The organism is Hydrogenophaga sp. PAMC20947, from assembly GCF_004795855.1.
Lineage (GTDB): Bacteria > Pseudomonadota > Gammaproteobacteria > Burkholderiales > Burkholderiaceae_C > Hydrogenophaga.
In genome coordinates this window covers 3380204-3403157 of sequence record NZ_CP039252.1, presented here as the reverse complement: position 1 = coordinate 3403157, position 22954 = coordinate 3380204, and the positions used below count along the sequence as shown (strand labels likewise).

At 62.4% G+C, this 22954-nt stretch carries 22 protein-coding genes and 1 pseudogene; 8 read left to right on the top strand and 15 right to left on the bottom strand.

Features of this window, described 5'->3' with window-relative positions:
- Window positions 1–49: 49 nt before the first annotated feature.
- Window positions 50–595 carry a hypothetical protein gene (locus E5678_RS15520; RefSeq protein WP_136179365.1) on the bottom strand — a complete coding sequence of 182 codons (546 nt, stop codon included), beginning with the start codon at window positions 593–595 and terminating at the stop codon, window positions 50–52.
- The gene (locus E5678_RS15515) at window positions 592–2661 is read right to left on the bottom strand and encodes a UvrD-helicase domain-containing protein (protein WP_136179364.1); all 2070 of its coding nucleotides are present in this window, start codon (window positions 2659–2661) and stop codon (window positions 592–594) included. The genes E5678_RS15520 and E5678_RS15515 overlap by 4 nt, the downstream gene beginning before the upstream one ends.
- A 95-nt stretch (window positions 2662–2756) precedes the next feature.
- Here E5678_RS15515 and E5678_RS15510 point away from each other — a divergent pair, with 95 nt between their 5' ends.
- The 3 genes from E5678_RS15510 (at window position 2757) to E5678_RS15500 (ending at window position 6558) form a co-directional block, all read left to right on the top strand.
- Entirely contained in the window at window positions 2757–3722 is a 966-nt protein-coding gene (locus tag E5678_RS15510; protein ID WP_136179363.1) for an AEC family transporter, read from the top strand.
- A gap of 285 nt (window positions 3723–4007) precedes the next feature.
- Window positions 4008–6221: a catalase/peroxidase HPI gene (gene katG, locus E5678_RS15505; protein ID WP_136179362.1), complete on the top strand. Its 2214-nt coding sequence runs from the start codon at window positions 4008–4010 to the stop codon at window positions 6219–6221.
- A 127-nt stretch (window positions 6222–6348) separates the two neighbouring features.
- Entirely contained in the window at window positions 6349–6558 is a 210-nt protein-coding gene (locus E5678_RS15500) for a hypothetical protein (protein ID WP_136179361.1), read from the top strand.
- A gap of 283 nt (window positions 6559–6841) precedes the next feature.
- Here E5678_RS15500 and E5678_RS15495 read toward each other — a convergent pair whose 3' ends face one another.
- Both E5678_RS15495 and E5678_RS15490 read right to left on the bottom strand, forming a co-directional pair.
- Complete coding sequence (locus E5678_RS15495) at window positions 6842–7252, bottom strand: GFA family protein (RefSeq protein WP_136179360.1); 411 nt, start codon at window positions 7250–7252, stop codon at window positions 6842–6844.
- A 620-nt stretch (window positions 7253–7872) separates the two neighbouring features.
- Window positions 7873–8829 (bottom strand): LysR family transcriptional regulator, encoded by a 957-nt coding sequence (locus tag E5678_RS15490; protein ID WP_136179359.1) that lies wholly within the window; start codon window positions 8827–8829, stop codon window positions 7873–7875.
- Between the two features lie 266 nt (window positions 8830–9095).
- On the opposite strand from E5678_RS15490, the pseudogene E5678_RS15485 reads away from it, so the two are divergent.
- Window positions 9096–10068 (top strand): annotated as a pseudogene (locus E5678_RS15485) (TAXI family TRAP transporter solute-binding subunit).
- 153 nt (window positions 10069–10221) lie between these two features.
- Complete coding sequence (locus E5678_RS15480) at window positions 10222–11529, top strand: aminotransferase class V-fold PLP-dependent enzyme (RefSeq protein ID WP_136179358.1); 1308 nt, start codon at window positions 10222–10224, stop codon at window positions 11527–11529.
- 432 nt (window positions 11530–11961) lie between these two features.
- On the opposite strand, the gene E5678_RS15475 is transcribed toward E5678_RS15480, so the two are convergent.
- Together E5678_RS15475 and E5678_RS15470 are read right to left on the bottom strand one after the other, a co-directional pair.
- Window positions 11962–12798 carry an SDR family NAD(P)-dependent oxidoreductase gene (locus E5678_RS15475; RefSeq protein WP_136179357.1) on the bottom strand — a complete coding sequence of 279 codons (837 nt, stop codon included), beginning with the start codon at window positions 12796–12798 and terminating at the stop codon, window positions 11962–11964.
- A gap of 12 nt (window positions 12799–12810) precedes the next feature.
- Entirely contained in the window at window positions 12811–13032 is a 222-nt protein-coding gene (locus E5678_RS15470; RefSeq protein WP_136179356.1) for a hypothetical protein, read from the bottom strand.
- A gap of 37 nt (window positions 13033–13069) precedes the next feature.
- Between E5678_RS15470 and E5678_RS15465 the strand changes: the two genes are divergently transcribed.
- Window positions 13070–13327: a LysR substrate-binding domain-containing protein gene (locus E5678_RS15465; RefSeq protein ID WP_136179355.1), complete on the top strand. Its 258-nt coding sequence runs from the start codon at window positions 13070–13072 to the stop codon at window positions 13325–13327.
- 22 nt (window positions 13328–13349) lie between these two features.
- Here E5678_RS15465 and E5678_RS15460 read toward each other — a convergent pair whose 3' ends face one another.
- Window positions 13350–14330: an MBL fold metallo-hydrolase gene (locus E5678_RS15460; RefSeq protein WP_247596797.1), complete on the bottom strand. Its 981-nt coding sequence runs from the start codon at window positions 14328–14330 to the stop codon at window positions 13350–13352.
- 241 nt (window positions 14331–14571) lie between these two features.
- Between E5678_RS15460 and E5678_RS15455 the strand changes: the two genes are divergently transcribed.
- Window positions 14572–15072, top strand: a complete 501-nt coding sequence (locus E5678_RS15455) for a GAF domain-containing protein (RefSeq protein ID WP_136179354.1) — start codon at window positions 14572–14574, stop codon at window positions 15070–15072.
- Window positions 15069–15599 (top strand): hypothetical protein, encoded by a 531-nt coding sequence (locus E5678_RS15450; protein WP_136179353.1) that lies wholly within the window; start codon window positions 15069–15071, stop codon window positions 15597–15599. Before E5678_RS15455 ends, E5678_RS15450 begins: the two co-directional genes overlap by 4 nt.
- 155 nt (window positions 15600–15754) lie before the next feature.
- Here E5678_RS15450 and E5678_RS15445 read toward each other — a convergent pair whose 3' ends face one another.
- The 8 genes from E5678_RS15445 to E5678_RS15410 are packed head-to-tail and all read right to left on the bottom strand — an operon-like array spanning window position 15755 to window position 22831.
- The gene (locus tag E5678_RS15445; RefSeq protein ID WP_136179352.1) at window positions 15755–16222 is read right to left on the bottom strand and encodes a nuclear transport factor 2 family protein; all 468 of its coding nucleotides are present in this window, start codon (window positions 16220–16222) and stop codon (window positions 15755–15757) included.
- Window positions 16219–16992, bottom strand: coding sequence for an SDR family NAD(P)-dependent oxidoreductase (locus E5678_RS15440; protein WP_136179351.1), 774 nt, complete (start codon window positions 16990–16992; stop codon window positions 16219–16221). Before E5678_RS15440 ends, E5678_RS15445 begins: the two co-directional genes overlap by 4 nt.
- Window positions 16993–16996: 4 nt before the next feature.
- A complete protein-coding gene (locus E5678_RS15435; RefSeq protein ID WP_136179350.1) occupies window positions 16997–17593 on the bottom strand; it encodes a DUF3833 domain-containing protein in 597 nt (198 codons plus the stop codon).
- Window positions 17590–18906: an MFS transporter gene (locus E5678_RS15430; RefSeq protein ID WP_136179349.1), complete on the bottom strand. Its 1317-nt coding sequence runs from the start codon at window positions 18904–18906 to the stop codon at window positions 17590–17592. The genes E5678_RS15435 and E5678_RS15430 overlap by 4 nt, the downstream gene beginning before the upstream one ends.
- The gene (locus E5678_RS15425; protein ID WP_136179348.1) at window positions 18903–19517 is read right to left on the bottom strand and encodes a chalcone isomerase family protein; all 615 of its coding nucleotides are present in this window, start codon (window positions 19515–19517) and stop codon (window positions 18903–18905) included. The genes E5678_RS15430 and E5678_RS15425 overlap by 4 nt, the downstream gene beginning before the upstream one ends.
- A 1-nt stretch (window position 19518) precedes the next feature.
- The gene (locus E5678_RS15420; RefSeq protein ID WP_136179347.1) at window positions 19519–20775 is read right to left on the bottom strand and encodes a cyclopropane-fatty-acyl-phospholipid synthase family protein; all 1257 of its coding nucleotides are present in this window, start codon (window positions 20773–20775) and stop codon (window positions 19519–19521) included.
- Window positions 20772–21545, bottom strand: a complete 774-nt coding sequence (locus E5678_RS15415) for a DUF1365 domain-containing protein (RefSeq protein WP_136179346.1) — start codon at window positions 21543–21545, stop codon at window positions 20772–20774. The genes E5678_RS15420 and E5678_RS15415 overlap by 4 nt, the downstream gene beginning before the upstream one ends.
- Complete coding sequence (locus E5678_RS15410; RefSeq protein WP_136179345.1) at window positions 21542–22831, bottom strand: FAD-dependent oxidoreductase; 1290 nt, start codon at window positions 22829–22831, stop codon at window positions 21542–21544. The genes E5678_RS15415 and E5678_RS15410 overlap by 4 nt, the downstream gene beginning before the upstream one ends.
- Window positions 22832–22954 lie beyond the last annotated feature (123 nt).

Below are 22954 nucleotides of genomic sequence, written 5' to 3'. Positions count from 1 at the left end.
TGCGTGGCTTGCGCCGTCGCTCCTTTGCCGACTGGCGTCGGTCGTCGGGCTACTTCATTCGGTCGGCGGCTTTGCGCAGCTCGAATTGCAGCACAGTACCCGTGTCGTTCATGGCCTCAGCCGATTCGCGCACGCCTCGCAACCGTGTGCCGCAATCGACGGGCGTGCCTGCCCAGGTGGCACTCATGCGCACGCCGTCGTCCGACTCGTCGAGGTTGAACTCGCCATTGATGACATCGCCAGAAAGCTGCGCTTGCAAGTCGTTGCCTGGGCCGGTGCGTTTGAGCCGGCCACGCACGCTGCCCGGGTACTCGGGGTGGGGCTGGAACAGCACGGCACCCTGAGAGACCGGTGCTCCGGGTGAGCCTTGATCGGACCACAGTGTGAGTTGCCACAGCCCGACCAGCTGCTCAACGCTCATGGGCGCAACTTCGTCGCAGCGGGAGGACGGGGTGGCTGGCGCAGCGGTGGGATCTGTGGCGTGCACCGGGCCGAAGGTACCGAGCATGAGCGCCGTGAGCGCGAGCGACCATCGGCGGCGGCATGGCGTTTGGGTGCGTACGGGGTTGAGTGGGATCTGGGTTTGAGTGGTCATGTTGAACCGGCGGCTTTGGCCGCGGCCTGGTCGCTGGCCCGTTGGGCAAATTCGGCGCGCAGGGCGCGCAGCTTTTCCCGGGGGTCTTCCTTGATGGTGTTTTGGTCGAGCGCCATTTCCTTGATGAAGCGGCTGGGTATGCCGGGCACGCTTTCGCGCCCTTTTTTGCGGCGCTTGAGCCAGCTCACGGCCAGGGTGCGCTGGGCCCTTGTGATGCCCACGTACATCAATCGGCGTTCTTCTTCCAGCCGCTGGGTCACGGCTTCGGCGGGCAGGTCCATGGACGCCTCTTCGAGCTTGAAGGGCAGCAGCCCTTCGTTGACGCCCACAAGGATCACGTGGGGCCATTCCAGGCCCTTGGAGGCATGCAGCGTGGACAGGGTCACCACGTCTTCGTCTTTTTGTCGCTCGGAAAGGGTGGAAATCAGGGCGATGGTTTGCACCACTTCCAACAGGCTCTTGCGCTCGCGCTCGGTGCTCACGCCGGCCGCATCTTCGATTTGGCCGCCGCAACGCCCGGCCATCCAGTCGCTGAAGTCGATCACATTGGCCCAGCGTGCCGCAGCAATTTTTTCGTTCTCTTCGGTGTCGATGAGGTGCTGCTCATAGGCGATGTCTTTGAGCCATTCGTCGAGGAATTTTTTGGCGTCTTCATGGCCCACCGTGTGGCGCGCGCGGTACTCAAGATCGTTCACCGCCCGGCCGAATTCGTGCAGCGTGGCCACCGCACGCGCGGGCAGGGCGGCGGGCAAGGAGTGGGAGAACAGCGCCTCAAACAGGCTGAGCTTGTACTGGGTGGCGAAGTTGCCCAGCTGTTGCAGGGTGGTGTGGCCGATGCCGCGCTTGGGCGTGGTGGCCGCTCGCATGAAGGCCGGGTCGTCGTTGTTGTTGACCAGCACGCGCAACCAGGCGCAGAGGTCGCGGATTTCAGCTTTGTCAAAGAAGCTCTGGCCGCCCGAGACTTTGTAGGGAATCTGGGCGCGGCGCAACGACTGCTCGAAGGGGCGGGCCATGTGGTTGGCGCGGTAGAGGATGGCGAAATGGCGCCACTCTTTGTATTGCGACTCGGCTTGCAGACTCAGGATGCGCGCCACGGCGCGCTCGGCCTCGTGGTCTTCGTTGTCGGCATCCACCACGCGCACCGGCTCGCCTTCGCCCAGATCGCTCCACAGCGTCTTGGGAAACAGCTTGGGGTTGAGCCCGATCACTGCGTTGGCGGCACGCAGGATGGCGCCGGTGGAGCGGTAGTTTTGCTCCAGCTTGATGATCTTCAACTCGGGAAAATCCAGCGGCAGCTTTCTCAGGTTGTCCAGCGTGGCGCCACGCCAGCCGTAGATGGATTGGTCGTCATCGCCCACGGCGGTGAGGCGCGCGCGTTCCCCCACCAGCAGCTTGAGCAGGTCGTATTGTGTGGCGTTGGTGTCCTGGTATTCGTCGACCAGCACATGCCCCATTTTTTGTTGCCAGCGCTCGCGCACCTCGGGGTGATCACGCAGCAGTTTGAGCGGCAGGCTGATCAGATCGTCGAAGTCCACGCTCTGGAAGGCGGTGAGGCGCTCTTCGTAGCGCGCCATGATGGTGGCGGCCACGCGCTCGTCGTCGTCCTTGGCCTGCAGCAGCGACTGGGCCGAGTTCAGGCCTGCGCTTTTCCAGCCGCTGATGGTCCATTGCCAGCCGCGCGCGGTCTTGGTGTCGGTGGTGCCGCCGCAGTCTTTGAGCAGGCTGGTGATGTCGTCGGTGTCAAGAATGCTGAAGTTCTTCTTCATACCCAGGACCGCGCCGTCTTCGCGCAAAAGCCGCACACCCAGCGCATGGAAGGTGCAGATCAGCACCTTTCGCGCATCGCGCCCGATCAGGTGCTGGGCGCGTTCGCGCATTTCAGCGGCGGCCTTGTTGGTGAAGGTGATGGCGGCAATGCGGTCGGCCGCCAGGCCGGCGCCGATCAGGCGGCCGATCTTGTGGGTGATCACCCGGGTTTTGCCGGACCCCGCGCCAGCGAGCACCAGGCACGGACCGCCCAGATGGTTCACGGCTTCTTGTTGGGCGAGATTCAGACCGGCAGACATGGCAAGGGGCAGTGTGCAAACGATCAATGATACCGGTCGGGGGTTTCGGGCGGTGGGGTCACGGGCATCGCGCCTACCTGAGACAATGCGCCACCGTGCTCAACGTTTTGCTCATCACTTTCCCGTTTTTCGCCCTGGTGCTCGCCGGCTATCTGGCCGCCAAGCGGGGCATGTTGCCGCTGGCGGCGATTCCGGGGCTGAACGGGTTTGTGCTGTTTTTTGCGCTGCCCTGCATGCTGTACCGCTTTGGCTCCACCACGCCGATTGCGCAGCTGCTGGATTTCTCGGTCGCTGGTGTGTACCTCGTGTGCGCGCTGATCATGGTGGCGTTTGCGGTTGTGTGGAGCCTCAATGACCGCATCCGCTGGAACGATGCTTCACTGGGTGCTTTGGTCGCGGCCTTTCCCAACACCGGGTTCATGGGCGTGCCGTTGCTGGCCGCTTTGTTGGGGCCTGAGGCGGCCGGACCCGTGATCGTATTGATCGTGGTGGACATGCTGATCACCAGCTCGCTGTGTGTGGCGATGTCGCAGCTGGACGGCGAGCCCGGCGAGAGCGGGGGCCACGCCATGATGGTGGCCGGGCGCAAGGCACTGCGCGGTGTGGTGGGCAATCCGATGCCCTGGGCCATTCTGCTGGGCGGCGTGGCGTCGGCTCTGTCGTTCAACCTGCCCGGGCCGGTGGAGAAAACGGTGTGGCTGCTGGCCGATGCCGCATCGCCCGTGGCCTTGTTCACCATCGGTGCCGTGCTGGCGCGCTCCCAGATCCAGGCCAACCACCCCATGCCGTTGTCGGACTTCCTGCCTGTTTCGCTGATGAAGCTCGTGTTGCATCCCTTGCTGGTGCTGGCGGTGGGCACAGCGGCCATCCAGATGGGCGTGCCATTGCAGCCATTTGCGCTGACCGTCATGGTGCTGGTGTCGGCCTTGCCCAGCGCGAGCAATGTATCTTTGTTGGCCGAGCGGCTGGGCGCCGACAACGGGCGCATCGCCCGCATCATTCTGGTGACCACGGCGGCGGCCTTTTTGAGCTTCTCGGGCGCGGTGGCTTTGCTGATCTGACTTCGCCTGTTTTGCCCGGTGATCCGGGTAACCTGACCGCGATAGTCTCGGCCTATTTGATAGATTGCATCTATCAACTTTACTCAGACATAGATGGAATCTAAGATTGATCATCTTTCAACAAGATCCACCTCGGGAGTGTCACCATGAAGGCTTTCGCCTCACCGCTGTCTGAAGTCTGGCTCGAACGCTTGGCAGCCTTGGCGGCCGCGTCCTGACCTTTCCTCGTCCTTTCATATTCGTTTACGCCCGTTCACATCAGACCCTTCCCTCCAGGAGAACCTCATGAGCAACCCTTCTTCCTCCGATGGCCAATGCCCCGTGATGCACGGTGCACGTTCCTCGCAAGGCACTCAGTCCAATGCCGATTGGTGGCCCAACCAGCTCAACCTCAACATCCTGCACCAGCACGCGCCAGCGTCGAGCCCCATGGATGCGGACTTTGACTACGCCGAGGCGTTCAAAAAGCTCGATTTCGCCGCCCTGAAAAAGGACATGGCCGCGCTGATGACCGACTCGCAAGACTGGTGGCCTGCCGATTGGGGCCACTACGGTGGTCTGTTCATCCGCATGGCCTGGCACAGCGCCGGCACCTACCGGACCGCCGACGGCCGCGGCGGCGCGGGCACCGGCAACCAGCGTTTCGCCCCCATCAACAGCTGGCCTGATAACGGCAACCTCGACAAGGCGCGCCGCCTGCTCTGGCCCATCAAACAGAAATACGGCAACGCCGTTTCGTGGGCTGACCTGATCGTGCTGGCGGGCAACGTGGCCATGGAAACCATGGGCTTCAAGACCTTTGGTTTCGGTGGCGGCCGTGCCGACATCTGGCAGCCTGAAGAAGACATCTACTGGGGCGCCGAGAAGGAATGGCTCGCCACCAGCGACAAGCCCAACAGCCGCTACACCGGCGAGCGGGATCTTGAGAACCCGCTGGCCGCCGTGCAGATGGGTCTGATCTATGTGAACCCCGAAGGCCCGGACGGCAATCCCGACCCACTGGCTTCCGGCCGTGATGTGCGTGAAACCTTTGCCCGCATGGCCATGAACGACTACGAAACCGTGGCACTCACGGCGGGTGGCCACACCTTCGGCAAGGCCCACGGCGCAGGCGATCCCGCGCTGGTCGGCCCTGAGCCGGAAGCCGCTCCCATGGAAGAAATGGGCCTGGGCTGGATCAACCAGCACGGCACGGGCAAGGGCGGTGACGCCACCACCAGCGGCCTTGAAGGCGCCTGGAAGCCCAATCCCACCACCTGGGACATGGGCTACTTCAAGGTCTTGTTCAAATACGAGTGGGAGTTGGTCAAGAGCCCGGCCGGCGCCCAACAGTGGCGCGCGAAGGACGTGGCCGACGAAGACATGGTGGTGGACGCACACGACCCGTCGAAGAAGTACGCGCCCATGATGACCACGGCCGACATGTCGCTGAAGCTTGATCCGGTCTACGAAAAGATTTCGCGCCATTTTTATGCCAACCCCGACGAGTTCGCTGATGCCTATGCCCGCGCCTGGTTCAAGTTGACCCACCGCGACATGGGCCCCAAGAGCCTGTACCTGGGCCCTGAAGTCCCGGCCGAAGATTTGATCTGGCAAGACCCTGTGCCTGCGGTGGACCACAAGTTGATCGACGCGGGCGACATGGCCGATCTCAAGGCACAGGTGATGGCCTCAGGCTTGTCGCTGGGCGAGCTGGTGTCCACGGCCTGGGCCTCGGCTTCCAGCTTCCGTGGCTCGGACAAGCGCGGTGGCGCCAACGGTGCCCGCATCCGCCTGGCGCCGCAGAACAACTGGGCAGTCAACCAGCCGGCCCAACTGGCCAAAGTGTTGACCGCGCTGGAATCCATCCAGCAGGAATTCAACGGCGCTCAAAAGGGCGGCAAGCAAGTGTCGCTGGCCGACCTCATCGTGCTGGCCGGCAATGCGGCGGTTGAGGCTGCTGCAAAGGCGGCAGGCCAGTCGGTGGAGGTGCCCTTTTCGCCGGGCCGCACCGATGCTTCGCAAGAGCAGACCGATGTGGAGTCGTTTGACACCATGGAGCCAGAGGTCGATGGCTTTCGCAACTTCCAGACGAAGAACTACACCGTGGCCCCCGAGGAACTGCTGCTCGACAAGGCCCAGTTGCTGACCTTGAGTGCGCCGGAAATGACGGTGCTGGTGGGCGGGCTCCGGGTATTGGGTGCGAACGGCGGTGGAAGTCAACACGGCGTGTTCACGAAGCGCCCCGGTCAGCTGAGCAACGACTTCTTTGTGAACCTGGTCGACATGGGCACCGCCTGGAAGCCCACCGGTGCCAACAGCTACGAAGGCCGCGACCGCAAGTCGGGCGAGGCCAAGTGGACCGCTACCCGTGTGGACCTGGTGTTCGGCTCCAACTCGCAATTGCGCGCCCTGGCCGAGGTGTATGCCCAGAACGATGGTGCAGCCAAGTTCACCCGCGATTTTGTGGCGGCCTGGACCAAGGTGATGAACCTGGACCGCTTCGATTTGAAGAAGTGATTCGGCAGGGTACCCGTTGAGATGAACCCAGCGGTGGGGGCAAAAGCCCTCACCGCTTTTTCGTTCTCGACGTCTTCTGTTGCGCAGGCGCCTTTCTGAAAACCCTGTTTCATACAATGAGCCACTTATGAATTCATCCATTGCCCATCCCGAACTCTTCGCCACCTACAAGCGGGCGAAGGCCGATGCGGCGCACAAATTCGGGTTGATCAGTACGGTTGCGAATAAAGGCCCAAAGGCCGTTCAGGCGGCCGTTGATACGTCTGCAAGGGCTGACAAGCGCAGGGATTCGTTTGCGAAAAAGTTGCGCGCCCTGGGTGTGGTGCTCGAGGATTGAGTGAGGCTCAATGTCGGCACATGCCACCACTGTCTGGAAGCCAGGCAATGCTGCAGCGCGCCGTGAAGAATGGTTTTTAAGGGGCTGTTCCCTGCCAGAAACTGACCCAGTACCCGCCGGTCTGAGGGGGCCTTCTTGCGTGCACGGCTCAACTCCTGGGGCAACGTCATCCCGATCACCGTTTCGGCCGCGCCGAATCTGCGCCTGCAAACGTTGCGACTTCAGCGTTTTCAGATGTTCCGCCCCCTGAACGCACTCCAGCATCGGCTCCAGGGCGCGTCCTTCAGCCCGGCATCGCGTCGAACCCGGGCAGCGCCTGGTCGCTGCACGACCAGGCCGCTCGCGAGCTTTGGAAGATCCGCGCCTGTGGTTCGATTCCCGGGTCGTCGTCCAGCGACCCCATTGGGATCATGACCATGCCCGACCCTGCGGCCGACCGCGGTACTCGTCCACCACATTCGCTGCAGAACGTATTCGTGAACCGCTGGGCCTCGGGCACCTTGAACTGGCGCACCAGCGCCTCGCCGGCGTCCCAGGTGAGCGTGCCGGCAACGAACAGGTTCGATGCATGGCCTGTCCCAGTCGCTTTGCGGCACCGCGAACAGTGGCAGTGAAAGGCGCGCTGCGGCTCGCCTCGCACGGTGTAGCGGACGCTGCCGCACAGGCAGCTACCAGCCAGGGTTTTGGTTTCCATGAAAAGGGCCCCTCAAAGAGATTGAGCCAGCACTTTACTAGCTAACTGTTTACCCAAAGGTTCACCATGTTCCCGCCCGACTCAACTCTGTGACCGGTCGGTCAGAGTCGACAGGTTGATCTCGCAGTCTCAGAGACCGGCCGCTCAACCCCGGTCGGATCGGATGGCCGGTGTCTGTCAAGGCTCCAGGCCGAAGGGTCGTTTTCAGACCCGTTGCGGACTTGCAGAGAACAAGTCTGCTGGCCCGTCAGTTGACATTGCCATCGGTACTTGCGACGACAGTCGTTAACAAGAACCTCTTTGCGGCGCATCAAGAATGAATCAGCAGCTGCTTGAGGAGCCAATGGCTCTCAAACAACGCGATACCGGTAAGCGTGCTCATCTTCTGAGGGAAGAAAGACTGTATGGCGACCACGCTATTGAGATGCAGCAGGCGCATCGAGAAAACGCAACTGCGCTAGATAAAATCATCGCCGCTCACGGTTGGCCTGGCATCGCCCTCGCCGGACTTGACGGTTGTCGGGTTGCTTGGCTCAGGGCACAACGAATATGCACATGCTCCAGAGCAGTCACCCACGGTCATGCAACCCCAACCAACGTCGCAGCAGTTTGGATAGGCCCTATCTAAACAAATCTGTATTTGATGGCGTCTTTGAGCCGGCCCGCCCTTCTGCAACTTCTGTCTGAAACAATTGCGAGAAATCACAGCTTTCTTGCGCGAGCGTGACGATCGACGAAATCAACCCGCTCTTGCGCTCACCCCGGTACAAGGCCACGTATTTCACCTCGGGCAACGCCGGCGACGTCTCGATGACTTCGAGTACGCCCCGATCGATCAGCGATGCCAGGCAATGGCGAGGCAAGTAGCTGACGCCCATGCCAGAGACCGTCAAGCCGATCAGCGCGACCAGGCTGTTGCTTGAGATCGAAGTGCCGGGGGCCACTGAAATCGATTTGAACCAGCGCTGATAGATCAGCCCGGTACCCGACAACCCGCTCTGGGTCAGGATGGGGTGCGCGGCCAGATCGTTCACCCGCAAGACACGCCCGGCAGGCAGCAGGCCGGGGCGGGCCATCCAGGCGTTTTCGACCGCGCCCATGGGTTCGATCGAGAACCGGGCCTCGGCGAAGACATCGGGCACGATGACCAGATCGATCTCGTCGGCCAGCATCTTGTCGCGCAGGTTGACGCTCAGGTCGACCTCGGCCTCGATCACCACCTTGGGGTATTGCTGGTGCACCCGCTGCACCAGGCGCGGCAGCCAGGTCATGGCGGTGAGCTCGGTCACGCCAACGCGCACGCGCCGGGTGATGGCTTCGGGCTGGCTCAGTTGTTCCATGGCGGCGTCGCGTTGCTCCAGCAGGCGCCGGGCCACCAGCAGCATCTCTTCGCCCTTTTCCGACAAGCGCGCCTGGCGCCGGTCGCGCTCGAACATCGGCGCGTCGATGACCGATTCAAGCTCGCGGATGCGTTTGGACACCGCCGACTGGGTGGTGTTGAGCTTGCGTGCGGCGGCCGCGAATCCGCCGAGCTGTGCGATCCAGTAAAGCGCTTCGAGCTGCTTGAAAGAAAACATGGGGGCGCTCCGCTGAGGAAATTCCTTGACCGTTGGTCGTGGGGGTTATCCCGTAAATAAGATCACTTTAAGTGATCTGATTTGATTAGTAAATATCGCTTTTTTTCTTGGCGTGGATGGCCAACAATTTGTTCCACGCTGGTCCCACGGTTCACCGCCCCGAAAGCCCATTCGTACCTGAATCCTGTTCACCGGCACGGTCGTTGCGACGACGGCCACCTTCCCCATTCACATCTCGAGGAGTTGATTCCATGAAGACAATCCGCATGAACCCATTGCGCCTGGCCCTGAGCATGGCCGCCGCTTTGACCATGGCCTTGCCCGCCAGCAGCGCGATGGCGCAACAGAAATTCACCACCATCGGCACCGGCGGAGTCACTGGCGTGTACTACGCCGCTGGGGGCTCTATCTGCCGCCTGGTGAACAAGGAACGCCCCAAACATGGCATCCGTTGCTCGGTGGAATCCACTGGTGGCTCGGTGTTCAACATCAACACCATCCGCGCCGGCGAACTCGACTTTGGCGTGGCCCAGTCGGACGTGCAATACAACGCGGTCAACGGCTTGAAGCAGTTTGAGAAAGACGGCGCCTACAAAGAGCTGCGCGCTGTGTTCTCTGTGCACCCCGAGCCGATGACGGTGCTGGCGCGCAAAGAAGTCGGCATCATCAAGTTCGACGACTTCAAGGGCAAGCGCTTCAACATCGGCAACCCGGGCTCAGGCACCCGTTCTTCAATGGACGAACTGCTGAGCGCCATGGGCTGGACCACCGCCAGCTTCGGCCTGGTGTCAGAGCTCAAGAACGATGAGCAAGGCGCCGCCCTGTGCGACAACAAGATCGACGGCTTCTTCTCCAGCGTCGGCCACCCATCGGCGATGGATCCAGGATCCGATCACCACCTGCGGCGCCAAGCTGGTGCCGTTGACCGGTGCGGCTGTGGACAAGCTGGTGGCGGGTGCGCCCTATTACGCCAAGGTGAGCATTCCCGGCGGCCTGTACGCCGGCCACCCCAATCCGACACCCACCTATGGTGTGTTGGCCACTTTCGTGACCTCCTCCAAGGTGTCTGACGAAACCGTGTACGAATTGGTGAAGGCGGTGTTCGAGAACTTTGAAGACTTCAAGAAGTTGCATCCAGCGTTCGCCCACCTTGACCCGAAGGACATGATCAAAAACGGTCTGTCGGCACCGCTGCACTCAGGCGCGGTGAAGTACTACAAGGAAAAAGGCTGGCTCTGAAGCCTGCCCGCGCCAGAGGCCCTGGGCATCAGCCCAGGGCCTCTGGCCATTACAGCAGTTGGCGCCAACTTCACCTGGAGCGCGCCGTTTGACCTGCAATTTGCGTGCTGGGGCGTTGCCCTGAACCCCATGCCATTGACATAGAGACTCACGATGAACACCCATCACCAAGGCCTGCTGTTTTCCGACGCGTTGATGAGCGAGATCAAAAACCGCTTTCACTACGTTGACCACGACATCGAAGGCCGCGAGCGGCTGTTCTTCGACAACGCTGGCGGCTCGTTCCGCCTCAAGGCCGCCACCGAGGCCTTTGTAAGAATCGACTCACTGCCGGATTGCCCCGAGCGCATCCACGCGCTGTCGCTGTTTTTACAAAAGGTGCAGGCCGAGGGCACCGATGACGTGCGCACCATCCTCAATGCCCGCGGTGGCAGCGTGTATGCCTCTCTGACCGCATCGGGGGCGATGTTCGACATGGTGCGCGCCGTGACGGAAAACGTGCCCGGCACGAACATGGTCACCTCGATCCTGGAACACCCATCGTCGTTCGATGCGATGAGCCTGTACGCCCAGCGCACCGGCAAGGAGTTGCGGGTCGCGAAAAGCAACCCGGTGACCGGCGGCATCGATGTGGATGAGATCGTGGGGCAAGTGGACCAAAACACCTGCCTGCTCAGCGTGATGTACGCGTCGAATATCTCAGGCGCCAAAATGGATATCGAGGCCATCGTCAAACGCGCCCGCGCGATCAAGCCCGACCTCTACATCCTGGTCGACGCGGTGCAGCATGCGCCGCACGGGCTGATCGACTTGCAGAAGACCCCGGTCGACGGCATCAACATCGCCCCCTACAAGTTCTTCGGTTGCAGAGGCTCGGGCCTGGCCTGGCTGTCCGACCGCGCCGCCACCTTGCCGCACCACAAGCTGGCAGGCAAGAAAGCGGATTTCTGGGATCTGGGCAGTTCGGCACCCTGGCAGTTCGCCGTGGTCACCGAAATCGTCAACTATGTTTGCTGGCTCGGTAGCCAGTTTGTTCGGAGCACCAACCGCCGCGAACTGTTCGTCTGCGGCATCGACCGCATCGAGCGGCATGAGCGGGCCCTGCTGGCGCGATTGCTCAACGGCGGCGAAAGTGTCGCAGGCCTGCGCACGCTGCCGCAGGTGAAGGTGTTCCTCGACTACGAAGACTTGAGCAAACGCGACCTGATCCTGGCCATTGGCTTTGACCACCTGGGCCACACCGATGCGGTGCGTGAGTACGAAAGCCGCGGCGTGATTGTCTATGAGCGTGTGGCCTCCAGCCTCTATTCGAAGCGCATGCTCGATTCCTTCAGTCTGGAAGGCGCGATCCGTGTCTCGCCACTGCACTGCAATTCCGTCGCCGACGTCGACCACTTCCTGCAAATCACACGTGAAATCAGCGAAGCGTTTGCACCCGCCGCTTTTGGTCCGGCTGCTTGACATAGCGTTGCGCGCGTCCTGATCCTGAGGGCCGCATTCGAGACGAGTCTGGCCTTGGCGGCCAGTTGTCGCCGGGTCTTTCGGCGCCCAGGACGGCACCCGACCCCTATGTCGCCAGTGGCTTGTTTCGGGCTCACGCTCAAACGACTGCTTTCGCTGCCATCGAAATGGTTGGCGGTGTGGGCGAAGGTCGTTTCTCAAGCCAGACCTGTCGTTTCCTTAGAAAACTGCCGTTGGCGCCATTGGGTCGACTTCAGCCGTTCAAGTTCACACCCAACATCAGCCTCCGGGCCCTGCAGACCTGTGACCGGATAGGGGCTCATGCACAGCGTAGCCGAGCACAGACAAAATACCCCGGTGCATCGCGCGATGCCCAGAGGTTCCATTGTTGGCCGCAGCGGTTGCTGGCGCACTGCGTTGCGTGGTGCCGCCTCAGCCCTCGAGTTTGCCGATGATCGCTTCGATGGCGTCCGCCACCGCCTCATTCTTCTTTGCATCCAGCGCATCAGGGTGAGGCGAACCAAACCGGCCAGCGTCGTTGTCGAAGTACTTGCCACCAGCGTCGGCAAACTCGCCTGCCAGCGCGGCGCGGCAGAGGACGTCGGCACCGATGGCGATGTCGTTCCCGGCCACGCCAAAGCCCTCTTTCACCATCTTGGTGGCGAGCAGCGAGCCCGGGTTGACCGAGACCACCATGGGGCTTTGAAGGCCTTTTTCTTTGAGCGCGAATGCCATCTGGTTGGTCCACATGGTGATCGCCAACTTGCTTTGCGCGTAGGCGGCCATGTCGGCCAGCGGGACACGGCCCGCCAAGGCGTCGAGGTCCACCGGGGCCTGGGCAGCAGAGGACAGGTTGACCACGCGTGCTGTGGAGCCCAGCAACGGCAGCAACCGTTGCGTCAACAAATAGGGTGCCACGGTGTTGACGGCGAAGCGCACATCGAGCCCATCGGCGGTGCGGGTCTCGGGCGTGCGGTAGATGCCGGCGTTGTTGATCAGCACATCGAGTTGTTGGTGGTTTTGCAGCAGGGCCTGGGCCAGGGACTCAACTTCGGCCAGGTGCGACAGGTCGGCCACATAGGTCTCAATGCGTCCAACGCCGGGCATCGCGAGCAGCGCCTTTTGTGCATTGGCCAGCTTGTCCGGGTTGCGCCCGTGCAGCAGCAAGGTGTGGCCCTGCGGTGCCAGTTGGCGCGCGGTCGCCAGGCCGATGCCGTCGGTGGCGCCGGTGATGAGCATGGTGAGTGGGGTGGTTTTTGGGGTGGTCATGTGGGGGCTCCTTTATTCGGCAAAGTCGGGCAGGATCTGATCGGCCAAGCGTTGCAGTGTGTCTTCGGTATGGCTTCGATTGAAACGCAGATTGGGCGCCACGTGGTTGATGCCGATGGATTCCATGGCTTTCAGATAGGCGGTCAAATGCCTTGTACCGATGCGAAAACCCAGGTGGATGGGGCTGGGCAGGGTTTCGGGGTCTGCGGCGAGGTCGATGTGGATTGATTCCATGGCCGGGTGATCGGGGCGGCCAGCGGCTTGCACACGCTTGCGCCACTCGCCTACTGCGCGGGCTTGCGCCGCCACCGTGGCCGGGGCCGACATCTCGGTCAATTCGCTCTGGAGCGTGCACCGCGAACTGCGCGAAGGCACTGTGGTGCGGGTGTTGCCCGAGTACCGGGTGAACGATCAATCGGCGCTGAGGTTGATTTACCCGCAGGCCAATGTGTTGACCGGAAAGGTCAGAACCTTCATCGACTTTCTGCTGGAGCGCATCGGCAAGCACCCCGCATGGGTCGAGGCTTGAGGTCTTTGTCGAGGGCGTTGTATCAGCGCTTCTGTTCCAGCGCCTCTTCTTCCATCAGCAAGTAGGTGTTGTAGGCGTTCATGCGGTTGGCAAAGCCAAACATGGGCATGTGCTCGAAGGTGCTCCAGTCGGTCTGTTTGTAGACATCCTCGAAGGGCACAAAGTCTTGCACCGCCTGGCCCATGGAACTGCGCAGAAATTTGAGGTAATCGCGCGTCACGCCAATGTCTTTCTTCGGATCGGTCGATGCCGCGCCGTGTCCGGGCACCACCGTGGTTGCGTCGTGCGCGAGCATCAATTCCAGCGATTGGATCCACTGGCTGCTGTTGGCCTTGCCCACGAAAGGCAGACGGCCGTTGAAAAACAGGTCGCCTGCGAACAGCACCTTTTCGGAGGGTACAAAAATGGTCAGATCTTCGGGCGTGTGCGAAGGGCCCACGTGGTCAAGCTCAAACACCATGCCCCCGACCTTGAGCGAAGTGGGGCCACTGATCCAGGTGTCGGCTTCCACCAGTCGGGTCTTGTCGTTGATCCAGGGCGCCAGATCGGTGCGTGAAGCTTCCAGGCGCAGGCGTGCGGTGTCGGACTGGATGTACTCCTTGGCCGACTCATGGGCCGTGATGTGTGCGCCCAAGGCCTTGAAGAACTGCAGGCCGTAGATGTGGTCGGCGTGGTAGTGGGTGAGGATGACGTTGGAGACGGGCAATGGCGTGAGCTTGCGAATCTCAGCGGTGAGACGCTCGGCCAGCTGGGGGGAGCCCAAGGCGTCGATCACCACCACGCTCTCGGGCGTGATGACAAAGCCGGCGTTGGAGATGAAATTCTGGTTGGCACCAGAGCCCAGGGCCGACAACCCTTCAACGTAGTAGCTGTGGGGGCCCACTTGCTTCACTTGCATGGCGGGTGCGGCGTCGGCAGCATGAACCAGTCCGGCCAGCGCCCAGCAGAGCAGACCGGCCAAGGTGTGGCGAAATGCCGCTCGCATCGGTTGAACAGGGTGCATGGGGGTCTCCGGAACATTGTGGGGGAATGGGTATATATCGTAGTTTGCTTATGTATGAATGGGAAGAGGGGCTGGGTACCGAGCGAGAGGCCGCCTTGTTTATCCGGTTGGGCTCAATTTTCTGGTTGACGTGACGATACAAGCACCATGGGGCCCGATGTCGCCGCCCCATTTTTACCGCTCGGAGTCAGGAAGCGCTGCACTGGGCGCGGCTTGGTTCTGGTGGTCAGGAGAGATCAAAATGATGCACGCGCCCTTACCCCACAACGAAAAAAAGCGGTTGCAAGCGCTTCGCGACTTGGTTTTGCTGGACACGCTACCGGAAGAGCGGTTTGACCGCATTTCCGCTTTTGCGGCCAGCGAGTTTGATGTGCCGATGGCCTCGGTGTCTCTCATCGATCGGGACCGGCAGTGGGCCAAGTCCAACTTCGGGATGGAGGCCCGCGAGTCGCCTCGCGATGTGTCGTTCTGCGGCCATGCCATTGTCCAGGCGGCGCCCTTGGTGGTGCATGATGCGTTGGAGGATCCCCGGTTTTCCGACAACCCGATGGTGATCGGGCAACCCTTTGTCCGCTTTTACGCCGGGGCGGGTTTGCGCTTGCCCTATGGCCAGGTGGTCGGGACGCTGTGCATTCTTGACCGGCGCCCGCGCAGCTTTGACCGGCTGGATGTGGCGATTCTCTGCGGGCTGCGTGACCTTGTGGTCGACGAGCTGTTCCGCCGGGAGGAGGCTGTTGTATGAACGCTCCAATTCGATCAAAGCCTCCGCACATTCTGCTCATCGAGCCCGACAATCTGGTCCGGGGCACCTTGGCGGCCGTGTGCCGCGATCTGGACCTGGCCCGAGTTCACCAGGCGACCAATGTGGCCGCAGCCAACGCTTGGCTGGACCACGGTGATCTTGAGGGCATGGTGGTGGCGCTGGATCTGGACGGTGCCGCAATGAACTTGCTCGCCGAGATTCGGGCTGGAAAGTTTGCATGCAGCGCCCATCTGGCGGTGGCGGTGATGTCTTCGGTGTGCACGGTGGAGCTGATCAAAGATTTGAAGGCGCTGGATGTGAGGCGCATCTTGCTGCAACCCTTCAAACTCCGCGACGCCATCCTCATGCTGGAGCAGCTTGGCGCCCCATTGGCACCTGAAGCCCCGTCGAATCCGTCAGTCAAGTCGATCGCTGCCAGCGACGCTGACAAGGACGCCCATAGCGAAGACAGAGACGTCCGGAAAAATGCCAAGACCGGATCAGAGTCCGAAGCACATCCCTCCTGATGGACTGTTTTGGCCGGCGTTGAAACGCCTTGCCCTGCTCGGCACACCGGCCACGGCCACCCAGTCCGGATGTGGCGAAATGCAGCCTGCGGTTCGTCAATCACCCGCGCAGCAGATCGACGTGCCGTGTTGAACGATCCGCCTATTTCCAGCGATCAGGCGCTGGCCTGGAGGCGGCGGCGCAACCAGCGCATCACGCTGCCCAGCAAGGGCACGGTTTCGTATATTTCACGGGCCGGGTCCCAATGGTCCCGGTGCCAGTCAACGCGGCCGTCGGGTGCAAAGTGAAGATGGCTGCCGCCGTGCACGCGCTGGCCCGGAGCGCCGGCCTGGCGGGTGAAATGAAAGTCCCACAGCATGAAGCAGTGGTCGCCCTCAGTGATCGTCTGCAGCACCCGAAAGCGAGGGCCTTGCAGGTTGTCGAACATGTGGGCAAATACTTGCGAGATGGCGGGCAAGCCGCACACGTCATTGAAAGGATCGATGAACCGCGCTTCTTCGCTGTAGACGGTCGGCAGCTGCCTGAGCGACACGGGTGTCAGTGACTCAAAGAAGGCCACCACGTGCAAAGTGCGCTCGTCGGAGGGCGGATGGCCTGGCGGCTGGGTGGGGTGGTGCGTCATGAACTTGTGGTCCGCCGAATGGCGGGGAAATACAGGCTGAAAGGCAGCAGGCGCATCAGTTTGAGCCAGAGGGTGAAGCGCTTGGGAAAGTGAATGTCAAACTGCCCTTTGGACCAGGCTTGAATGATGTGATCGGCCGCCTGCTCGGGGGTGAGCAGGGCGGGCATGTCGAAGGTATTGTCAGCGGTTAGCGGGGTGGCGACAAAGCCCGGGTTGACCACCGAGACGCCCAGGCCCAGTGGGTGCAAATCGAGGTAGAGGATTTCTGCCAGGTGTTGGAGCGCCGCCTTGGTGGGACCATAGGCCAGCGCGTTGGGCAAGCCGCGGTAGCCCGCCACGCTGGCCACGAGGCTCAAATGCCCGTGGCCTTGCTGGATCAGCGTGGGCAAAACGCTGTCGAGCACATGCAGGGCTCCGGTGTAGTTGATGCTCAGGTGGCGCTGCATTTCGGCCAGGTCAAATGCGTCGGCGCGCATGGCCTTGTAATGACCCACGCAGTAAAGCACCAGATCCAGGCGGCCGTTGTCAGCCACCACTTGCGCCGCCGAGGTTTGTACATCAGTGAGGTCGGTCACATCCAGCGGCAAAGCCTGGCTGCCTGGGTGCTGCGAGGTGAACCGTTGCAGCGCGCTTTCGTTGCGTGCGGACACGATGACCGTGGCGCCCAAGGCGTGCAGCCGAGCGGCTGTGGCCCGGCCGATGCCGGAGGATGCGCCGATCAGCCACACCACCTGGCCTCGCCAGTCTCGAATGGAAGGGTTCAGTGCCACGGCGTTACTTCCGTGTGAATGACAAAGTGACTTCACCCACGCGCACGCCCCACTTGCTCATGATGGCTCGGTTGAGGGCCGTCTTTTCGTCGATGAGGTGGATCCAGTCGTCGAACTGCACGTCATACACCTCGCCGCGCACCGGCAGGCGCATGGTGTAGCGCCAGTTGAAAGCGGCCCCAGCCTGTTGACCCACGGCCTCGCCAACCACGTCGTCCGCCCGACCCGAGTAACGACCATCACCCAGCTTTCGGAGCCGCCAGATGCGCTGCTGGCGCTCGCCGTCGTCGTAGATAAATTGCTCGTCGAGGGTGCCCTCATTGCCGTGCCATTCGCCACGCAGGTCGACGACAAAGCGTCGGATCACACGCCCTCCGCGATCGCTCACCATGCCATGACCAATGAGGTCGCCAGTGAAGTAGGTCTGCAGATCGAACTTCGGTGTTTCGTCCGCATGGTCGGCCAGCTGTGGTCCGGCACATCCGGTCAGCGCGAGCGCCAGCGCGCTCAAAGTGCCGGCCAGCACCAGGCGGCGTTGACGGTGCTGACGGCTCTGCGGGCGAGAGGAAGAAAGTGGAAGAATAAAGGGTAGATGGGTCATGACAGTTCCTTGCGAGTGATCCAGCCGCGCCACAGCAGCGCAGCGGCCAGGGTTTTGAGCACACACGGGGCCACCACATAGGCCAAGGTGAGGGTGTGCAGGGCTTGTTCGCTGGTGCTGCCCGGCGCATAGCCGCCCAGCGCCAGCAAGGGCAGGGTGGCGCCTGCGGCCAGGCCGAGATTGAGTTTGGTGGCGGCGTTCCACCAGCCGACGTACACACCTTCGGTCTGTGTGCCAAGCCCACTGCGGTGCACCAGGCCGGTGAGCATGGCGCCGGGCACGGTGAGGTCGGCGCCCAGGGCAACGCCGCTGATCAGGCAGACCAGCACAAAGCCGGCAGCTTCACCCGCGCCCAACCCCAGCACCCAGATAAAAGCCGCAACAGCCAGGGCCATGCCGATCAACCAGCAGCGCACCAGACCCAGGCGCCGCACACCCTTCAGCCACAAGGGCACCGACAAAGCGGCCGCGCCAAAATAGGTGCCAAGGAACAACGCCTCCAGCGCCGGCAGCTGAAGCCGATCGCGAACAAAGAACAACACCAGGGTGGCCGGTACGGCGCTGGCGATGCCGTTGAGCAAGAACACTGCGAGGAGGCGGCGAAAGCCTGGGTTGTGCCAGGGCTGAGCCCACGAACGCGCCTGCACTTGGGGTGTGGAGGGGTGGGTGGTGGTGGCCCGGGGCGCACGCGACAGCAGCCACAGACCGACGGCCAAGGCCAGCACCAGCACCGCACTGGTGGTGCTCATGCCCGCCACCGCCGGCAGCACGCTGGCCAGCAACACGCCCAGCAAACCGAAGCCCTCCCGCCAGGCCACGACGCGGGCGCGCTGATGGGCGTCGCCGCCCAGTCGTGCTCCCCATGTCTGGTGAACGATGCTGAGCACACTGAATGCCACGTAAGTCACCAACAAAGCCAGTGACAACCACAGCAACAACAGGGGCCCTTCGCCTCGCGGATGAAACAGTGCCGTGAATCCAGCGCCCAACACGGTTGCGGCGGCCGCGCCGATGCGCCAAGCCAGCTGTGAAGACTGAGCGAATACGCTGTCGATCCAGCGGCCGATCAGCGGGTCCAGCACGGCGTCGGCCACGCGTGTGATCAACAGCACAAATCCCAGCGTGGCCAGCGGCACAGCGTGTTGATCGGCGTAGAAAGCGGGCAGGTTCACATACAGCGGCAAAGCCAGAAAGGCCAGTGCGAGGCCCAGGCCGCCATACCGAAAACCGGCCCAGGCGCCCCAAGGCAACTGTGGAGGCGCCGCATCCACGGCCGGGCTCGGCGTGTTGATCGCTGCCGCTTCGAGCGTCATCGTGGAGCCTTGGTGTCCAGGCCCAGCAACTGGCGCCGCATGGCGGGCTCCGAGGTGCTTTCTGCCAACCAGATGCCAAAGAAGGCGGGACCAAAAGCCTTGTCGTTGACCGGCGCCCGCAACTGCCCGTTGAATTCAAAGTGTGTGGCCTGCCCAGGCCGGTACATGCCTGTGAGGCGATCGCCTTCGCTGACATCGGGAAAAGTGCGGCGCATCGCAGCCAGCCAGGTCGACCCCTGTTCGCGGCTGATGGTCCGGCCGCGCTGCATTTCGGTCAGAGAGCGCTCGGCGATCGCTTCGCTTTGCAGCGAGCGTGCATAGAGCAGTTCCAGCACCAAGGGGTGGTCGGCATAAGCACTGGCTTCAAATTCGGGCTCTGTCCAGAGACGGGCCTGGTATACCGAAAAACCGAAAAACCGCAGTTGTGCCTCTCCGCGCAACCGTGGCTGGCGCAACACGGAAGAAATCTGGCCCAAGTGCATCGCTGGCTGGCCTTGGGCTTGCGCCGGGGTCAATGGGAAGGCCAGCAAGCTCATCACCGCCGCTGACGTTGCGGCCAGTACGTGGCGGCGCGACAGCTGCGGTTCAGCGGGGGGTGTGTAGTCCCTCATTTCAGGTCCGGCGCAGGGTGAACTGCACCACGTCGGTGTTGCCCAGCTCGAATGCGGCTTCGCAATAAGACAGGTAGAAGCGCCACAAACGCAAGAAGCGTTCGTCGAACCCGAGCTGGCGAACGCGGGCTTCGCGCTGGTTGAACCGGGTGTGCCAGCGACGCAGGGTTTCGGCATAGTCCGCGCCAAAGGCCAGGCGGCGCTCGACCACAAAACCATGGCGTTTGGCCAGGGCTTCAAATTGGGACACGCTGGGCAGCAAGCCACCAGGAAAAATGTATTGTTGGATGAAGTCGGTGGACTTCATGTAGCGATCAAACAGGTCATCACGGATGGTGATGCTCTGGATGCAGGCCAATCCGCCCGGTTTGAGGCAGCGCCCCAAGGTGTCGAAGTAGCTGTCCCAATATTCGTGACCAACGGCCTCGAACATCTCAATGGAAACCACCGCATCAAAAGGCTGGTGCTCGAACTCGCGCGGCAGATCTCGGTAGTCTTGCAATCGAAGGTCGCAGGCGCCGGTCAGGCACCGCTCGCGCAACCGGGCTTGCGCCCAGGCGAGTTGCTCGGTTGACAAAGTCACGCCCGTCACGCTGGCGCCAAAGTCTTGTGCGGCGGTGCGGGCCAGACTGCCCCAGCCGCACCCAATTTCCAGCACCCGGGCGCCATTGGTGACTCCAGCTTCGAGCAGCGCTCGGGTTTCTTTGGCGCGTTGGGCCGGCTCCAGCGGGGCATTGCGGTTGCCTTCTTCAAACCAGGCGCTGGAGTAGCTCATCGACGCATCCAGCCATTCGCCATAGAAGGCATTGCCCAGGTCGTAGTGGGCGTGGATGTTGCGCGCGCTGCCTTGGCGAGAGTTGCGGTTGAAGGCGTGTTTCAGACGGTAGAGCAATGAGCCCCACCAGCTGCCATAAACCGCCTGCTCCAGGACTTCGCGGTTGGCGATGAGCAGGGTGAGCAGGGCGCTCAGGTCAGCACTGTGCCATTCGCCGGCCATGTACGACTCGGCCAAGCCGATGTCGCCCGACTGCAGCACGCGTCGAAACATGGCCCAGTCGCTGATGTGCAAGGTGGCGTGGAGTGCGCTTTCCTTATCAGGGTTGTTGCCTTGTATGACCGAGGTATTGCCGTCAGGCAAGGTCAGGGTGAGTTGCCCCTGCTGCAAGCGCTGGAGCATGTTGAGGACGACGCGGGCGGCCGCAGGCGGGGTGCTGTTGCCAGTACGGGCGGCCATCGAGGGCGCTGAAGTGGTGTTCATGTCAGGAACTGCTTGGGGGCAGGGGGTTGGCGATGAAAGGGCAGGCGTTTGAGCACCAGGCGCAACGCTTGCCAGTGAATGCGGGCCATGACCCCGAAGGTCATGAGGGGTGTGCCGAAAAATGCCTGGCGGCGGTTGCGGTGCGTGAGTGGTGCCAGCCGACCGCCCACGCTGGTCTGCAGCAGCGGGCCGTCGGTGTCGTCGTGGTCCACGCGCACCAGCGTGCTGTGCGGTGCCTGACCGGGCTCGGCCCGGACCTGGAAATTGAAGCGGTATTGGCCTTCGACCGAACAAAACGGCGACACATGAAAGACTTTGTCGGCGCGCATTTCGGCGCCAAATTTCAGCTCGGGTCCACGCAGGAGGTAGCCGTGGCGTTCACCAAAAGTGTTGTTCACCTCGGCCAGCACGGCGGCCAGCGAGCCATCGGCGCGGTAGGCGTACCAGAAACTCACCGGGTTGAAGACAAAGCCGAGCACGCGGGGAAAGGTGTGCAACCAGACTTCACCGTCGGCGTCTTGCACACCGGCACCGAGGAGCAGTTCTTCAAACCAGTCCAGGGCATCGGCGCGGCCGTCGCCATGGTCGCGGTCGTGAAAGCTCATCAACCCCCGTTTGTTGCGCTGGATCAGCGCTTGTGGCGCCTGACGCAACGAGCGCATGGGCAGCAGCCAGAAGTAGGTGGCGTAGTGAAAGCTGTGGAGGGTGGGGCGCAGGCGCTTGTGCCACACGCGGCCCCGGCCGATCAGGGTGCGGGCCGGCGTCGTCATGCGGCGTCCTGCCAAGGGGCGTCTTCTGTCTGCATGAGCGCGTTTGCTACGAGCTGGCCCGAGCGCAGACCATCTTCGTGGAAGCCGTAGCCGGTCCAGGCGCCGCAGTACCAGGTGCCGCGCAGACCTTGCAGTGCAGACAGACGCTGCTGGGCCGCCAAGGCGGCTGCGTCGAATACCGGGTGGTCGTATTCAAAGGTCTGAATTACCTGGGTTGGTTCGGGTTCGCGCAGCGGATTGAGCGAGACGATCACCGGTTGTTGCCAGGGCAGAGGCTGCAGCTGGTTGATCCAGTAGTGCAGGCACACCGCTTCGCGGGTATCGGTACCGCCCGTTTCGTAGTTCCACGCCGCCCAGGCGGCGCGCTGCTCGGGCAGCAGGCTGGCGTCGGTGTGCAACACCGCGCGGTTGGGCTGGTAGCGGATGGCGCCCAACACCTTGCGTTCGCCAACGCTGGCGTCGTCACCCAGCAGGCGCAGGGTCTGATCGGGGTGGCAGGCGAAAATCACTTGATCGAAGTGCTCGCTGCCGCCCTCGGTTTGCACGAGGGCGCCCGACGGCAGACGCCGTACCGACATCACCGGGGTGTTGAGACGGGCGTCAGGCAGCCGCGCAATGAGGCGGCGCACATATTCTCGAGATCCGCCGCGCACGGTGAACCACTGCGGCCGCTGTGTGACCTGCAACAACCCGTGGTTGTGGCAAAAGCGGATCAGCGAAGCAATGGGAAACGCCAGCATGCGCTCCCGCGGGCAAGACCAGATGCAGGCGATCATGGGCAATAGATACCAGTCTTGAAACGCACGACTGAAGCCGTGCGTCGTCAGGAAGGCTTCGGTGGTTTGCTGGGGTTGTGGGCTGTCGCTCTGTTCGGCCAGTTCGGTGGCCAGGCGGTTGAAGCGAAGAATGTCGCGCAACATGCGCCAGAAGTCAGCTTTGAGCAGATTGCGTTTTTGCGCGAACACCGTGGCGAGACTGGTGCCGCTCCAGGTCAGGCCGTCGTTGCGCGCCTGTACAGAAAACGACATGTCCGATGCCACTGTGGGCACGCCCAGCTCTGAAAATAGCTGGATCAAGCCCGGGTAGGTTCGTTCGTTGTAGACCAGAAAGCCGGTGTCCACGCCGTGGGTGACGCCGTCGAGTGTGACGTCAACGGTGTTGGCGTGTCCGCCGAAATGGTTTGAGGCCTCCAGCAGCGTGATGTGCCGGGCATGGGGGGCTTGCACCAGCGTGTGTGCGGCTGCCATGCCGGCGATGCCGGCGCCAATGACGGCGATGCGTTCCATAAGGGGGCCTCCTGTTGTCGTTCTTGTTGTGAATGTACGTACCGAATGCCTTGGTGCGCTTTGCATAACCCCTGCGATGCGGCTTGGGTTATGCAGAGCGTCCCAAGGGCGCAGCCTCCCGAA